Annotated in this window: 16 protein-coding genes; 13 read left to right on the forward strand and 3 right to left on the reverse strand. The window is 44.9% G+C overall.

Annotation, left to right across the window (positions count from 1 at the left end; all coding sequences use genetic code 11):
- The first annotated feature begins 18 nt into the window (after positions 1–18).
- Together katA and GK047_RS02610 are read left to right on the forward strand one after the other, a co-directional pair.
- Positions 19–1,461 carry a catalase KatA gene (gene katA, locus GK047_RS02605; protein ID WP_163940779.1) on the forward strand — a complete coding sequence of 481 codons (1,443 nt, stop codon included), beginning with the start codon at positions 19–21 and terminating at the stop codon, positions 1,459–1,461.
- Positions 1,462–1,479: 18 nt separating this feature from the next.
- On the forward strand, positions 1,480–1,974 hold the full coding sequence (locus tag GK047_RS02610; protein WP_205516225.1) for a hypothetical protein: 495 nt from the start codon (positions 1,480–1,482) through the stop codon (positions 1,972–1,974).
- Positions 1,975–2,076: 102 nt separating this feature from the next.
- Here the strand turns inward: GK047_RS02610 and GK047_RS02615 are convergent, their stop codons facing one another.
- On the reverse strand, positions 2,077–2,214 hold the full coding sequence (locus GK047_RS02615; RefSeq protein WP_163940780.1) for a hypothetical protein: 138 nt from the start codon (positions 2,212–2,214) through the stop codon (positions 2,077–2,079).
- 211 nt (positions 2,215–2,425) lie between these two features.
- Between GK047_RS02615 and GK047_RS02620 the strand changes: the two genes are divergently transcribed.
- Entirely contained in the window at positions 2,426–3,853 is a 1,428-nt protein-coding gene (locus tag GK047_RS02620; protein WP_240343743.1) for a serine hydrolase domain-containing protein, read from the forward strand.
- 182 nt (positions 3,854–4,035) lie between these two features.
- On the opposite strand, the gene GK047_RS02625 is transcribed toward GK047_RS02620, so the two are convergent.
- Positions 4,036–4,323 carry a hypothetical protein gene (locus GK047_RS02625; RefSeq protein ID WP_163940781.1) on the reverse strand — a complete coding sequence of 96 codons (288 nt, stop codon included), beginning with the start codon at positions 4,321–4,323 and terminating at the stop codon, positions 4,036–4,038.
- 151 nt (positions 4,324–4,474) lie between these two features.
- Here GK047_RS02625 and GK047_RS02630 point away from each other — a divergent pair, with 151 nt between their 5' ends.
- From GK047_RS02630 to GK047_RS02675, 10 genes are all read left to right on the forward strand, one after another.
- Entirely contained in the window at positions 4,475–6,346 is a 1,872-nt protein-coding gene (locus GK047_RS02630; RefSeq protein WP_163940782.1) for a bifunctional metallophosphatase/5'-nucleotidase, read from the forward strand.
- A gap of 436 nt (positions 6,347–6,782) precedes the next feature.
- Entirely contained in the window at positions 6,783–7,646 is an 864-nt protein-coding gene (locus GK047_RS02635) for a stalk domain-containing protein (RefSeq protein WP_163940783.1), read from the forward strand.
- A 248-nt stretch (positions 7,647–7,894) separates the two neighbouring features.
- The gene (locus tag GK047_RS02640; protein WP_163940784.1) at positions 7,895–9,466 is read left to right on the forward strand and encodes an FAD-dependent oxidoreductase; all 1,572 of its coding nucleotides are present in this window, start codon (positions 7,895–7,897) and stop codon (positions 9,464–9,466) included.
- Positions 9,467–9,631: 165 nt separating this feature from the next.
- The gene (locus GK047_RS02645; protein ID WP_163940786.1) at positions 9,632–9,958 is read left to right on the forward strand and encodes an MGMT family protein; all 327 of its coding nucleotides are present in this window, start codon (positions 9,632–9,634) and stop codon (positions 9,956–9,958) included.
- Positions 9,959–10,141: 183 nt separating this feature from the next.
- Positions 10,142–10,645: a GNAT family N-acetyltransferase gene (locus tag GK047_RS02650; RefSeq protein ID WP_240343744.1), complete on the forward strand. Its 504-nt coding sequence runs from the start codon at positions 10,142–10,144 to the stop codon at positions 10,643–10,645.
- An 84-nt stretch (positions 10,646–10,729) separates the two neighbouring features.
- Positions 10,730–11,008: a hypothetical protein gene (locus GK047_RS02655; protein ID WP_163940788.1), complete on the forward strand. Its 279-nt coding sequence runs from the start codon at positions 10,730–10,732 to the stop codon at positions 11,006–11,008.
- Between the two features lie 268 nt (positions 11,009–11,276).
- Positions 11,277–12,251, forward strand: a complete 975-nt coding sequence (locus tag GK047_RS02660; RefSeq protein ID WP_163940789.1) for a BadF/BadG/BcrA/BcrD ATPase family protein — start codon at positions 11,277–11,279, stop codon at positions 12,249–12,251.
- A gap of 7 nt (positions 12,252–12,258) precedes the next feature.
- Positions 12,259–13,158: an N-acetylmuramic acid 6-phosphate etherase gene (murQ, locus tag GK047_RS02665; RefSeq protein WP_163940790.1), complete on the forward strand. Its 900-nt coding sequence runs from the start codon at positions 12,259–12,261 to the stop codon at positions 13,156–13,158.
- A gap of 97 nt (positions 13,159–13,255) precedes the next feature.
- Positions 13,256–14,107 (forward strand): MurR/RpiR family transcriptional regulator, encoded by an 852-nt coding sequence (locus GK047_RS02670; protein ID WP_163940791.1) that lies wholly within the window; start codon positions 13,256–13,258, stop codon positions 14,105–14,107.
- A 100-nt stretch (positions 14,108–14,207) separates the two neighbouring features.
- Complete coding sequence (locus GK047_RS02675; RefSeq protein WP_163940792.1) at positions 14,208–14,939, forward strand: ZIP family metal transporter; 732 nt, start codon at positions 14,208–14,210, stop codon at positions 14,937–14,939.
- A 146-nt stretch (positions 14,940–15,085) separates the two neighbouring features.
- Here GK047_RS02675 and GK047_RS02680 read toward each other — a convergent pair whose 3' ends face one another.
- Positions 15,086–15,817, reverse strand: a complete 732-nt coding sequence (locus GK047_RS02680) for a GntR family transcriptional regulator (RefSeq protein ID WP_163940793.1) — start codon at positions 15,815–15,817, stop codon at positions 15,086–15,088.
- Between the last annotated feature and the right edge of the window lie 173 nt (positions 15,818–15,990).

The following is a 15,990-nucleotide window of genomic DNA, read 5'->3' on the forward strand; positions in this document are numbered from 1 at the left end:
TGGATGAGGTGATTCCAAATGAGTACAAACAAGAACAAGCTGACAACAAGTTGGGGGGCTCCCGTTGGGGATAATCAGAACTCCTTAACAGCTGGTTCACGAGGCCCAACGTTAATCCAAGACGTTCACCTCCTAGAGAAGCTTGCACATTTCAATAGAGAACGCGTACCTGAACGCGTCGTTCATGCGAAGGGGGCAGGTGCGCACGGTTATTTCGAGGTGACGCAAGATTTGACGCCCTATACGAAAGCTAGTTTTTTATCAGAGTTGGGAAAACGCACGCCTTTGTTCGTGCGCTTTTCTACCGTAGCTGGTGAGAATGGCTCTTCGGATACGGTTCGTGATCCACGTGGGTTTGCCGTTAAATTCTATACAGAAGAAGGGAACTATGATTTGGTAGGCAACAACACGCCCGTTTTTTTCATACGGGATGCCATTAAATTCCCAGATTTTATTCATACACAGAAGCGTCACCCGCAAACACATTTGAAAAATCCGAATGCGGTATGGGATTTCTGGTCTTTATCCCCTGAATCATTGCACCAAGTAACGATTCTGATGTCTGATCGTGGCATTCCGGCTACTCTTCGACACATGCATGGCTTTGGCAGCCATACATTCAAATGGGTAAATGCGGAAGGTCAAGGCGTATGGGTGAAATATCATTTTAAGACTGAGCAAGGCATTCGTAATTTAGCACCTGAAGTTGCAGCGCAAATTGCCGGGGACAATCCAGATTACCATACCGAAGACTTATTTAATGCCATTGCCAAAGGGGACTATCCCGCCTGGAAATTGTGTGTGCAAATAATGCCCTTGGAAGACGCCGACACATATCGCTTTGATCCATTCGACGTGACCAAGGTTTGGTCCCAGAAAGACTACCCTTTAATTGAAGTCGGCCGTATGGTGCTGGATCGAAATCCAGAAAACTACTTCGCAGAGGTTGAACAAGCAACGTTCTCGCCGGGAACTTTGGTCCCTGGCATTGACGTTTCTCCGGATAAAATGCTGCAAGGAAGGTTGTTTGCCTACAGTGACGCGCATCGGTACCGCGTAGGCGCCAATCATCAGGCACTACCTATTAATCGGCCGCACAATGAAGTGAATCATTATCAACGAGATGGGCAAATGCGCTTTGATCAGAACGGCGGCAGTTCGGTTTATTATGAGCCTAACAGCTCAGGCGGACCTACAGAGACGCCTGCCAATAAGCAAGTAGCTTATGAGGTGACGGGCGAAGCGGATAGCGTTGCTTATCAGCATGACGATCACTATTCGCAAGCTGGGGATTTATATCGACTGTTGAGCGAGGAAGAGCGCGCTCGTCTCATTCAAACCATTGTTGGCGCTATGAAGCCTGTGGAAAACGATGAGATCAAGCTGCGACAAATAGGGCATTTTACTAAAGCAGATCCAGAGTATGGACAACGCATCGCGGAGGGATTAGGTTTATCTTGATAAAACGAGGTGATCACGGTGGGGACCCGTTTATTATCAGAACGTTTAATTAAAAACCACTTTCCACATCTCAGATATGTAAGAATTCATACCCAAGGCAGAAATGAAGCCACCATTTATGCTTGGAATGAAGATTTGCAATTACCAGAGAAAGAAATACGCGATTTAAGACAATTCGCCTCCGATTATTTGCAACCGTACATCTGCTTTAAAGTAAAGTCGTACAATAGCGTTCAAACTGATCATATTCCGCATGTCCATGATTTGCCGGAATCCATTATTCAAACAGCGATGACGAGAAACCTTGATCAATATGGCATTGTCGCCGCAATCAATCGCTTGTTCTCCGGCGGTCATCTGCGTTTTGACAGATATGATTCAATAAGAGGAACGATTCATTTTGAATTTCAGGCGAGTAAGCATCTCCCCTCGGTGGATAAGGAGTTAATAACGACCTATCTTAGTGAAATGATTCCTTTAGGGTCGAATTGCGAGGTTGCCTTCTCCTCCTGAAAGTCTGATCGCAGACTTGGAAATGCGACAGAGAATAAGCTTAGCCTACTTACCAGATGGTAAATGGACTAAGCTTTTTTTCTTTGATCTATGGCATCGGGCTTATTGAGAAAACACATAGCGAATAAGCCGAGCCGTTTTCTTGCCGCCGGGAATCCGTAAAAATAAGACGGATCTACGCGGATTTTGCTTTTGCGGTCTGTCCATGAACTGTCCAAGCGTCATTGATTCTTTTATCATGCTGATCACCTCGGATTTAGTTATGTATAAGCCTATGTGCGAGAGAAGTTGTCCTATGTGTAAGAAGCGACCTTAATTTGTAGGCCTTGATTAGGGGAAATGGTATAATAGTGATGTGGTTTACAAAATATGGAGTACAGAAGCGCCAAGCGATTCGTTCGTTTCGGTAGCAACCAAGCCATGCCTCTGTTTTCATAAAGGAGTGGAAAGTATGCCAATGAATCAATCTTTACCAAGAAGCCTCCCTGAAGCTCAAGGAATGCCTGCTGAAGCCATTATTTCTTTTGTAAAAGAGATTGAAAATCGTAGTCTGGAGCTTCATAGCTTCATGGTCGTTCGACATGGTCACGTTGTTGCTGAAGGTTCTTGGGCGCCCTACTCATTAGAACGTCCTCATATGCTGTTTTCATTAAGCAAGAGCTTCACATCTACAGCTATTGGATGGCTAGTCGATGAGGGGCGAATTTCATTGAATGATCGGGTTGTTTCCTTTTTCCCAGAGGCTGTACCGGCAGAAGTTTCCCAATATGTATCCGACATGACCATTCATGACTTGCTCATCATGGGGACAGGGCACGCGGAGGATCCGAGTAGAGAAACACGGGATTCCGAAAATTGGGTACAAGCCTTCTTGCACGCGCCCGTTGAGTATGAGCCAGGCACACACTTCGTTTATAACAGTGTGGCTACTTATATGTTGTCAGCTATTTTACAAGAAATAACAGGCACTACGCTATTGGAATACTTGCAGACCCGGTTGATGGAACCGCTTGGCATCCAAGGTGCAACATGGGAAAGCTGTCCCCGCGGCATTAACGTTGGCGGCTGGGGGCTGATGATCACAACAGAAGATATTGCCAAATTCGGGCAGCTCTATCTCCAAAAGGGGAAGTGGCGGGAGGAGCAGATTCTTCCTGAGTCATGGGTGAATAGAGCGACTTCTAAGCAAATCGCCAATGGCTCTAATCCGAATTCCGACTGGACACAAGGCTACGGCTACCAGTTCTGGCGCTGTCGCCATGCTGCTTATCGCGGAGATGGCGCGTTCGGACAATTCTGCATCGTCATGCCAGAGCAGGACACGGTCATTGCGATAACTGCTGGACTGAGTGACATGCAAGCTGTACTCGATGTCATTTGGGAGCAATTGCTGCCAGTCATGAACACGGAGGGGCTGCCGCTAAATCCAGAAGCGAGTGAGGCGCTATCTGAGGTGTTGAGTCGTCTCAGCTTACACCCACCAAGGCTGCACGCCACTTCAACACTAGAAACAGACATTGCGGGAATTCAGTATGAGCTAGAAGATAATGAATATCAGCTACGTGCAATTTCTCTCGCTTTTACCGAAGACATCGTCCATCTGACGTATCGAGATGACAAGGGGGAACATACCGTTCACTTGGGAAGACAGGAATGGTGTGAGGGACGCTGCTCGCTTTATAGTAAGCACGAAGAGTTGGTATACGGATCAGCCACGTGGCAGGATGCGGCTACACTCGTAGTAACCATAAGATATGTGGAGACACCGTTTTATTTGACGTTGGAGTTGGCGTTTACGCAGGGAGCCCTGACCTTGCATGTGCGTCGGAATGTTTCATTCGACAGCGTGGAACCGAAGGCGATTGCTGGAAAAGCATGAGCAAACCTGATCGATCTCAGCTTTGCTCAAAGTGTCCTTGGCCAAGGGGTTGTTAAGAACTAGGTTTCATTATATAGGCAACATAGGGATGATTAAAAAGAGACATGCTGCTTACGTAGCCTGTCTCTTGGTTTGTGGATAAGGGTAAAAATCATACCTTGTATATCGTTCTGATTGTTCCTTTAGTTTTCTTTAAATTCAATATCATCAAAATTAGTAATAATTATTAAATCACGTTGACCACCGATACCATCGAATAGTTCCTTATATGGCGTGTAGGTAATGTCGATCCGGCTGTCTCTTCGATTCCATTGCTCAAATACTTCCTTGGTGATCTCAAATGGAAGCAGCGGCTTAATCGTGCGCTTACTATGTACAACAATTAACCTATCCCCGTCTTTTGCAATCACAACATTGTTTCTATAAATCATTTTTAGATGGTTTTCTTTATTTTGATGATATACGCTCATACGTTCCCCTCCGATGTATACCTTATTATAATAACAATTGGAAAGATTAGCAATGCTATTTCCTTTTCAAAAACATTACATCCCCTTAATCTTCCATTGAAGTTTGTGTGCTACGTTAATTAAAGACTAATCCATGGAAGGAAGCGATTGAATGAAAAATTTACGTACGATTTCTCTCCTAGCTTTTGGAACGATGACGTTGAGTCTTTTAGCAGGTACAGCGTATGCGGAATCGAAAACAGATTTTCATACGGAATGGATGCAAAAAAACGGCATATTAGAAGGGGAAGCTGGTGGTAATCTCGCTGTAGAACGCGACCTCACGACGGCAGAGGCCGTTACGCTGCTTGCGCGTGTAAAAGGAGAAACGAAGCTCCAAGCTGACCCGACCTCCACGCATTGGGCTTCCGCACAGCTTACTTGGGCTGTCAAGAAAGGGTATTTGACTGCGGATGAAGCGAAGCTTCCTGGTAGCAAAGTGACCGCAGCAAGGCTCAATCAACTGTTGACTAAAGCAGGCTACCCATCCGTTCTTCTCCAAGGTGACTCGGTGAAGCGCGGCGCTGCTTTCAATGCGCTGGCCGAAGCCGTGACAACGCACGTCACCATCGCTCATATGAACGATACGCACGGGCATATTACAGAAAATAAATCCGGCGGCGAGTTCGGCTATGCGAAGATTGCTACAGTCTTGAAGGGATGGCGTGCCGAGAACCCGAATTTCCAACTGGTAGATGCGGGCGATACTTTTCAAGGGACCGTTTTCGTCAATCAATTCAAAGGGGAGTCCCTTCCGCCTCTTCTAAAGGCATTAGGCGTTAATGTCATGGAAGCCGGCAATCATGAATTTGATTACGGCGTAGATCAAACCTTGAAGCTGCGCAGCCTGATTCCCTACCCGATGCTCGGCGTGAATGCGGTCAAAAGCGACGGCCAACCGCTATTGGACAAGGTTTATCGTTTCGAAGCAGGTGGACAGAAATTCGTGATGTTCGGATTAGTCACGCCGGAAACAGCAATTTTAACGCACCCTGATAATGTAAAGGGAGTTACGTTCAAAGATCCAATTGAGACAGCGAAGGCAATGGTGGCAGAATTGAAGGAGAAGGGCGAGCACATCATCTTGCTTTCCCATAACGGCGTGGAGATTGACCGAGAGATTGCCAAGCAAGTTTCTGGTATTGAATTAATTATTGGCGGACATTCGCATACGAAAATATCGCAGCCTGAACTGGTGAACGGTACTTACATTGTGCAGGATTGGGAGTATTTCAAGTCGCTTGGTAGGGCCGATTTGTATTATTTGAATGGTAAACTTGTGGGTTTAACGGACAAGCTTAAGGAATATGACGAGAAAGTCACAGAAGATGCTGAAATGGCGAAGCTGGTGAAGGAAGTAACGGACCGTATTGACAAATCGTTGAACGTAACGATTGCTCGCACGGACGTCCTTTTGGAAGGAGATCGAAACATCGTGCGTAAGCGGGAATCGAATCTGGGTAACTTCATTACCGATGCGATGGTGTCCCGTGCTAAGACCATTAAGGGATATGAAGCCGATGTCGCCATCACGAATGGCGGAGGCATTCGAACAGAGATTAAACCGGGGGATATTACCAAGAAGGCGTTGTATGATGTGCTTCCGTTCCCCAATACCATCGTGGTCGTAACAGCAAAAGGCAGTGAGCTTAGAGCAGCTTTAGAGAACGGGGTTTCTCAAGTGGAAAACGGCGCAGGCCGGTTCCCGCAAGTGAGCGGCCTTACTTTTACATGGAATTCGTCCAAGCCTGCGGGTTCTCGCGTTGTTGATGTGAAGGTTGGTAGTCAACCACTTGATTTGAACAAAAGTTATCGGATTGCGACCAATGATTTTATGGCTGCAGGCGGTGACGGGTACGATATGTTCAAGGATAAGAAAGCCTACAACACGGGGATTACACTATATGAATTGATCGAAGAAACGCTGATTCAGCAGAAGAGTGTGTCAGCGAAAACGGAAGCTCGCATTACTGATTTGAAATAGCTATAAAGAGTAAAGGCAGATGCGCATCTGCCTTTATTTTTTCTTCAACATATACAGATTATCCTGAAATATATGATTATTGCCAGCATAATTGCATTACAAAAATTGATACTGAGGTCAAATGTAAACGCTAAAAAAACCAAAGGGATGCTTTCCCTAAGGCTTTACTTCGTCTGGTTCTTTCAATACAAGACTATAGTGCTATTATATTCCGTAAATTATATCGAACATTGTCGAACACCAGATAAAGAAATTTTTAGAAACTACGCGTGTTGTAGAAAAAAATGTTAACATGACTTCTGGGCCTATGACTTTATATATCAGCATAGTGACATTAGACTCAGCATATAAACACAATTATTTGTAACTGGTAGCTCTTGCGCACGGCCTAGGCCGTGCGCAATGCCATACATATCCTTCAGGAGGTCATCACGTAATGAAAACGATTCAAATGAAAAAGTCTGTATTTGTTTCAACCATTGTAGCCGCAAGCTTGATTTTCGGCTCCGTAGGGGTATTTGCTTCAAGTGGTCTGGAAAAGATTCAAGCGTTCTTAAACCACGATATTAAATTCACGGTTGACGGTAAAGCTTGGACGCCAACAGACAGTGACGGTAACGAACTGACACCAATCATCTATGATGGTTCCTCTTACGTACCAGCAAAAGCGGTAGCAGAGAAGATGGGTGGTTCAGTTAAGTGGGATGCGAGCAGTCAAACTATTCGCTTGACGACATCTTCTAACAAGTCCACTGATGGTGTCCCGTACAAAGACGGTGGGTCTTCTTCTACACCTTCGAAGCCAGCTCCGAGTCCAGATCCAGTAGACGTACCTTCTGGTGACGGGGTTATGGTACTTGGTGATAAAGAAGCGACAACAGCTAAAATGAAAGAACAAGCTGTTGCTATCATTAAATTGTACGGGGATGCGTTGGAGACAGGTAGTACGGCTAAATTCGATGCTTATGTCGACAAATTCGTAGCTGAAAAGCGTGATCACTCTCCGATCTCACTTGGTCGTCAGTATTACAAAGATGAGTTCAAAAAGAAAGTAAAAGGCGCGATTGCAGTTAATGATACGGATAAAATTACAGATTATGCAAAAACAATGAAGGCTGTTAAGTCTTCGGATGTTGAAGTATATCATGTAAGCAATAAGACTGAGTTCAGTCAAAGCTTTGAATATAATTTCTACCCGAAAGATTGGAGTGCTTTCAGCAGTGTTTATGTACACTTTACATTCTCCGCGGATCAATATGACAGTAACAACTTCATTCTTGAGGAAGTTAGGATTAGCTAGTATTAATTTAATGTGTTAACAAATGAAAAGGCAGTCGTATATCTGTATATCAGATGTCGGCGAGCCTTTTCTTTTAAATAACGAAATGTATTTTAGATCATGGTCATAGCTTCAAAACCTACAGCATTGCTGTGGGTATTTTTTTATTTAAAATCTAAAAAATAGAAAAAATGAAACTTTATGGGTGTTAAAAGCGTCAATAGCAGTGGAAATGGATATTATTTGGTAAAAGAATAGGAGGAATGAAGATGGAACATGAAGTTTATGCAGATATTGCGATAATAGGAGGTGGTGTCGGCGGCTGTGCGGCGGCTATGGCGGCCTGCAGCTTGGGCAAGAAAGTATATTTGACAGAGGAATATGAATGGATTGGGGGGCAATTGACAAGTCAGGCTGTTCCTCCGGACGAGCATAAATGGATTGAGCAGTTCGGTTGCACGCGCAACTACCGCAAGTTCCGAGGACTCGTGCGTAAATATTATGCGCAATATTTCCCTCTTTCTGATTATGCTCGATCGGTTGCTTACCTGAATCCAGGCAATGGAGGGGTTAGCCGATTATGTGCTGAGCCTCGCGCGATGCTCGCTGTGCTTCAACTGATGCTAGCGCCTTTCTTAAACAGTGGAAGGCTAATTATTAACACTCGCTGCAAAGTAGTCAAAGCAGATACGGTAGGAGACGAGATTAAATCGGTTACTGTGCAAGATATATACGGCGGGAAAATAACCATTCATGCCTCTTACATCCTTGACGCTACGGAGAGTGGTGATGTTCTTCCTTTGGCAGGGGTTGAATATGTCACGGGTGCTGAGTCCAAGTGCGAAACGAATGAACCCCATGCTTTGGATGGGCCGGCGAATCCCCGTGATATCCAGGCATTCACCTATTGCTTTGCCATGGATTATTATGAGGGTCAGAATCATCGGATTGACAAGCCCAAAGATTATCATTTCTGGCGCTCGTATCAACCGGATTTCTGGCCAAATCCGTTGCTAAATTGGGTATCTCCCGACCCTAAGACGCTTGAACCAACAGAGGAAACACTATTCCCCGGCACGGATAAGTATCCGTTATTTATTTACCGCCGTATTATTGATACGAATAACTTTGTACCAGGGACTTATCCTTCAGATATTTCGCTTGTGAATTGGGCTCAAAATGATTACTTTTTAGGTAATATTTACGAGGTTCCGGAGCATGTAGCAGAGAGAAATCGTCAGCAAGCCAAACAATTAAGCTATTCCCTTCTGTATTGGCTTCAGACAGAAGCGCCGCGCCCCGATGGAAAGATGGGATACCCGGGGCTACGCCTGCGGCCGGACGTAGTCGGTACGAGAGATGGGATGGCTCAGGCGCCGTATATTCGTGAATCGCGACGGATAAAAGCAGAATTTACGGTATTAGAACAGCATATTAGCGCTGCGGTTCGGGGTGAGCATGGCGCTGAAGTGTTCCCGGATAGTGTAGGCATAGGTTGTTATCGTATTGACTTGCATCCTAGTATGAGTGGAAGGAATTTCCTTGATATTTCTTCGCTTCCTTTTCAGATTCCACTAGGCAGCCTAATTCCACAGCGGACTAAAAACTTATTAGCTGCATGTAAAAATATTGGCACAACCCATATTACGAATGGTTGTTATCGGCTCCATCCCGTAGAATGGAACATTGGCGAATCGGCTGGTTACGTAGCGGCCTTTTGCTTAAATAAAGGCTGCACACCGAGTGAAGCGCGTGCAAACCCGAGTAAGCTAGAAGAACTGCAAGCGCTGCTAACCGCTCAAGGTGTTGAGTTGTCATGGCCGAAGATTGGAGCGGTCTAGCAACAAGAAAATGAACATGAAGATTACACGTGCATAAAGATGGCTTAGACGCATGTAGGACCGCTGATCTTGATTAGCGGTCTTAGCGTTTTTAAAGCATAATAGGTTTATAAGAGTATATAAGCTTAACTAGATGCAGAAGGCACAATTGGTTGGGGGAATAGCATGACTCATTTCACAGAGCGGGTAATAAAGATTATTCGAAAGATTCCTGAGGGCAAGGTGATGACTTATGGGCAAATTGCCGCATATGCCGGAAGCCCAAGAGGAGCAAGACAGGTTGTCCGAATCCTTCATGCGATGAGCAAAAAGTATCAGCTTCCTTGGCACCGCGTCATCAATGCCAAGGGCGAGATCAGCATCATGGAAGATGAAGCATGCCAGATGCAGGCATTTTTATTGCAGACTGAAGGGGTGGAAATTACGAATGGTCGTCATATCAGTCTTGAACGATACCGTTTTGAAATGGAAGGTACGGAGGACAGATTATAATCTCTGAGGGTCCGATTCCCCGCAACTTGCTGCTGGGAGCATTCATTATGTGACAGACAACATACCTGATCTGGTTCAAGTCATGAATAAAAATGAAGCATGAATGGTGCGTCCAGGCATTTGACTATGGACTTCAGGGCAATTAGAGTAAAAGGCATGGAAGATGGTTAGGAGGTCATTGATATGAAAATTCGCCGCGTATGTGCGCAAGAAGTTCCTGAAGTACATGCACTGACGATAGATGTATTATCTAGGCTCCCCTCTGAAGCGCTTTACGCGATGGTGACGGAAGATGATTTGTACGCTCATGTGCAAGACCACGGTGAAATCCACGGCGCCTTCCTGAACGGTCGGCTTGTGGCCTATACAATCCTTGCCTTCCCTGGTCTTGGGCCGAATAACCTTGGTCGTGAATTCGGAGTCCCGCAGGCCGAGCTTCAACGTGTGGCCTCGCTCGATGGGACAGTCGTTCACGAGTCTGTTAGGGGCCAAGGGCTTCAGCGCCAGTTTCATGAGCTGCGGGAACAGCGAGCACTTGCTAAAGGGTGCCTGTACTTATTTTCCACGGTTCATCCCGAGAATCATGTCAGTCGTCTGAATTTAGAAGCGGCAGGATTTGAACTTAAATTCAGCCGTCCTATGTACGGGGGATTACCACGCCATTGTTATGCCAAGCGGTTAGGTTAAGGAAAACGGCTGGATGTGGTCATGTTAACTTTTCTTTCCGTTATGGTACAATACATACATGATGACAATTAGGAGATGACAACAATGAGTGGACAATTAAATGAGCAAGAACTTCTAGCCTACATTGTGGATAAAACAAAGGCGGATTCCAAAAGCGTTCAGCTTGTTTTAAAGCATGAACAAGCATTCATTAACAACGCAGCCGAGAATGCGAAAGGGGATGTAGATATCGATAGCGATGAGCTGTTGGACTATATACTGAGCAGACCCGATGTGAAATTGGATGAACTTACAGTAGATAGCATTTTGGAAGCAGAGATGGACTACATGATGAAGAATGGCATGGCAGGTTATTTAGACTAGTAGATGGATTAGCTGAAAAAGGCGAGTAACCGTTCAAGGTTACTCGTCTCTTTGCTGTATTTAAAAGTCTTCAATGACAATTTTGCCAATGGTACTGCCTGCCTCTAACAGCGCTAGCACGCACATTCCTGTTGTCTAGTATACAAATTTATACGAACGGCGATTTTGAATAAAATATTATTTTATTATTATGCTTGTAATATTGACGTAATATTTCAATAATTTTATAATGAAAGACAGAATCAGCAATTGGTAGAGGTGAGCAGAAGTGCCCTATGTGCTTGGAATTGATGGGGGAGGTACACAAACTTCCTGTGCGTTTCAGAGAATAGATGATGATGAAAGAGGCGTGCAGCAGACGACCTCGGCTCTAATTGGGGAGGGCTCTAATCCATTATCCGTTGGTTTCGATACCATGAAACATAGAATCCGAGCGCTTATTAAGCAGGCGATGATTGTTCACGACATTCAGCCGAGTGACATCCTAGGTGTCTGCGCAGGGATTGCAGGAACTCGCTTGGAGACGAATCGAATCAGCGTTGAATGTGAGCTTAAACAAATCGGTCATGATCTAAAGTTCCACGAGGAAGTCGTTTACAACGTCAAGAGCGACTTGTACATTGCTCTTCGCGGAGCGATGCATCCGACTGATCAAGAAGGAACTCTTGTTATTTCGGGAACAGGCTCCAATGCGATTCGGCTATCCAAGCAAGGTCAACTCTTTACGAATGGGGGTTGGGGGCATCTGCTTGGCGATGAAGGGAGCGGTTATCATATTGGTCTTGAGGCTTTGAAAACCGTTTGTAGAGTCAGTGATTTGCGAGAAGGCCCGACACAATTAACGCCTATGGTTTTAGAGGCATTAAAGCTTTCGAGCGAGCATGATCTGATTACTTACATGTACCAGGTAAAACCAGAGAAGAAGGATATTGCTAGTCTGGCTAAACTTGTGATTGAGGCATCCAGACAGTCAGATGCAAGCGCTGTTCGCATTTTACAGGAAGCGGGCGATCATCTGGTTGAACTTGTTAAAGGATTACAGAGGAAGTCAGAAGGCTTTCATGAGGAGACGCCTATTACTGTTTCTGGGTCTATTTTTACTTACTCGGAAGTCGTTAAGCGCCGGTTTAAAGAAGGTTTGCGCACACACAAACTTGGAAATTACCAAGAACCTTATGGCGATCCAGTATATGGCGCTCTAAGGGTGGCGGTAGATGCATTAAGAGCGAAAGGAAGATGTTAAAACCACGATGGCAACCCAATCGACAACGGAAAAGCGTAATGAAAGAAGCGAGCAATTAGATCGCTTAAGTGCCAGAGAAATTATTGATTTGATGAATGAAGAGGATCAGAAAGTGCCCCTTGCTGTACAAAAGGCGTTGCCACAGATTGAACTTGCTATAGAGGCCATTGTGGATAAGTTGTCAAGCGGAGGCCGTTTATTTTATATTGGCGCAGGCACAAGCGGAAGACTGGGCGTGCTGGATGCTGCAGAATGTCCACCAACTTTTGGTACGGATAAAGATTTGGTAACAGCTCTTATTGCTGGAGGCTCGAAAGCTGTTTTCGAAGCCGTAGAGGATGCGGAGGATAATCAAGAAGCGGGGAAGAATGAAGTTAGCAGCCATTTGCAAGCAAAGGACGTTCTTGTTGGGCTTGCAGCAAGCGGTAAAACGCCCTACGTGCTAGGAGCTATAGAGGAGGCGAGACGTAAGGGGATTGTAACGATTGGGATATCGTGCAATCGTCATACACCGCTAAGCGACGTTGTTGATTATGCGATTGAAGTCGATGTTGGACCTGAAATTGTTACAGGCTCAACGCGGTTAAAAGCGGCAAGCGCGCAAAAAATGGTCTTGAATATGATTTCAACTGCAACTATGATTCGCATGGGAAAAGTATATAAGAATTTGATGGTAAATGTGCAGGCGAGCAATCATAAGCTGAGGGAACGCGTTGTTGGCATCATACAAGAAGCCGTTGGGGTTGATGAGGAAACCGCCCGAATGTACAGCGATTTAGCGAAAGGTGACACAAGCGCCGCGATATTAATGCTTCAATTCCAGATCGATTATCCGACTGCGATGAAGGAATTACAGAAGTCTAATGGTCACTTCGGGAAAGCCAGAATACAGCTGATGACTCCCTGAGCTTGCTGCATGTCGGCCAAGGAAGTCGTCGCTTGACAGGTGCAGTGAAGGGGAAAGATAATGAAATGTAAACGGATCTGTAAAAGGATGGAGATTCATGCTTAAAGGAGTACTCATTAGTATTGAAGGAGCCTATGACTCGTTATCATCCATGGAAAAACGGGTAGCCAAATATATCATGGATCAGCCGAAGGATATCATATCGATGTCCGTTCAGAGGCTTGCGGAGGAGACGAAGGTAAGCGAAGCGACGATTGTCCGTTTATCCCGTTCCTTAAAGTGTAAGGGTTTTAAAGAGCTTAAGCTTCGTATTGCGGCAGATTTGGCGTTGTTGAGTGAAAATGCGGATGAATTTCATCAATTCCAAATTGGCAGTTCAATGACAGATTTGGTGGAATCCGTTTCTCATAATAATAACAAATCCATTCGGGATTCTTTGACCGTATTGTCAACAGACATGGTGGGTCAAGCCATTCAATATTTAAATCAAGCCAGAAAAATTGGTTTATTCGGAATCGGCGCTTCCGCAGTTGTAGCGGAAGATTTCAAAATCAAGGTTCTGCGCATCAATAAATGGTGCGAAACCGGATTTGACGGAGATATTCAGGCCATTATCGCATCGAATATGATGAATCAGGATGTGGCTCTTGGCATTTCTTATTCAGGTACGAACGAGGATGTTCTGCATGCGCTTCGCATTGCCAAAGCGAATGGCGCGATCATTATTTCTCTAACGCAGTTCGGAAGCAATCCGATCGCAGATATAGCTGATATTCAGTTGTTTACGAGTACATTGGAGCAAAATTTCCGGAACGGGGCAACAGCATCCCGAATTGCCCAACTGAATGTAATTGATATTTTGTATGTGGGGATGGTGACCCACAACTACAAAGAGAGCATTGATTCGATTGAACGCACGAAAAAAGCCGTACGTAATAACAAAGCTTAATCAAGGTAACTACGGTTATCCTGGATTAGGCTTTTTTTGGTCATATTCCTCCTGCTTCCTCATATGTTTGTATAAGCTTGTCTGTGTAGAGGAGGCACGTATGAATTCAATGATTACGGGAAGTCTGGTCACTTCGCTATGCACGGCGTTAGGGGCGCTTCCAGCAATGCTCTTCACGAATGTAACTCACCGTGGAAGAGACGCTTTATTAGCCTTCACCGCCGGAATTATGGTCTCCGCCTCTACTTATGGGCTCATCCCTTCCGCCTTGAAATTATCCAATCTCTTCGTGCTTGCGATAGGCATGTTATTGGGAACCGTTATCCTCACCGTCATGGAGCAATTCATCTCTCACAAGGAACCCGCGCGTTCGAATCTACCTCCCTCCCAAGGAACAAGTTCATCCTTGTTTCTTTTTGCCATGGCTCTTCATAATTTGCCAGAGGGTCTTTCGGTCGGCGTCAGTTTTGGCAGTGCAGATCATGATTTAGGCGCGATCGTTGCTTTAAGCATCGGTCTTCAGAACATTCCGGAAGGCTTCTTAACGGCATTATTTCTAATTACCCACGGGATGTATAAATGGTTAGCCTTACTTTTAGCAACGCTTACGGGGTTGTTAGAGCTGCTCTTCTGCTGGTTGGGTTTTTTATTTATCGGCAGTTTCACGAGCATTGTGCCTTATGGCCTTGCTTTCGCTGCTGGGGCCATGCTCTTCGTTGTATACAAGGAACTTATTCCAGAAAGCCATGGGGACGGGAACGAACGCGTGTCAACCTTTGCTTTTATCTTCGGGCTGCTGACCATGATTGGGATCACACATTTATTAAAATAAGCATCAAACAGAAATGGACAAGTATCATAGCGATCAGTCTGTCACACTGTTTCATTAAAGGTAGGTTAACTGGCTTCACGGGTTGACCTTTTTTATCATGGGCGAACTTCGTCGATGACCGATTTTCTTCTCAATGTAAGCTTAACTTAGGTATGACGCCGCTCAATAATAAATTTGGAAGTGTCGCTGCGTAATATACTCTCGTTATATTCAAATGGAGTTTGATCGGCTAGATAGGAAATGGTTTTTAATTGAAAAGATAGCTTTCCAGGAGCGATTTGAAGCAGTTGGGCGATAGCATCATCAGCAATGATAGGCTCAAGCGTATCAATGGAGTGATCGATTTGAAGCCCATAGTTTTCCCTTAGCTGCTCATATAGCGAGCCATTGCAAATATCGTTGGAAAGACCGGGAGCGAGCTGCCACGGAATATAAGAAACTTCATAAGAGACAGGCACGTTGGCTGATACGCGCAAACGGACAAGCTTCGTTAGAGGCGATTGGGCAGGAACATGGAGATGTTCACTAAGATTAGCATCGGCGGATATGACGGTCGATGCTAATACGCTAGTTTCCGAACGCCGTCTAAGCGCCTGCATATGTTCAGGGTAGCTAATCATAGGAGCTTGGAGCCGGTGTATGATTTGTGAATTGTCTGGCGTAACAAAGGTACCCTTGCCATGAATTTTTTTGATAAGACCGGCTAATTCGAGCTGCTGCAGGGCACGACGAACGGTGGGTCGGCTCACCTTGTGAATGCCGCATAACTCATCTTCAGTGGGTAACTTAGCTCCCTCGCCGTAGACTCCTGCTTGGATGTTATCCATCAGATTTTGTTGAACTTTCATGTAGATGGCTTTGCCTTTGGTGGTACTCATTGAATACCTCCTTTACGAAGTAAATATAAAGTCATTTTATGATGCGAAGGTCAATAAATCAAATCAAGTAACATCCAAGCATTAATTAATTTGTACTTACATCTTAATTATATTGACAGTATGTAATTACATTATATAATAAAAACAAGATGTAATTACAACTAGAAAAGACT

Source organism: Paenibacillus sp. SYP-B3998 (assembly GCF_010820665.1).
Classification (GTDB): Bacteria; Bacillota; Bacilli; order Paenibacillales; family NBRC-103111; genus Paenibacillus_E.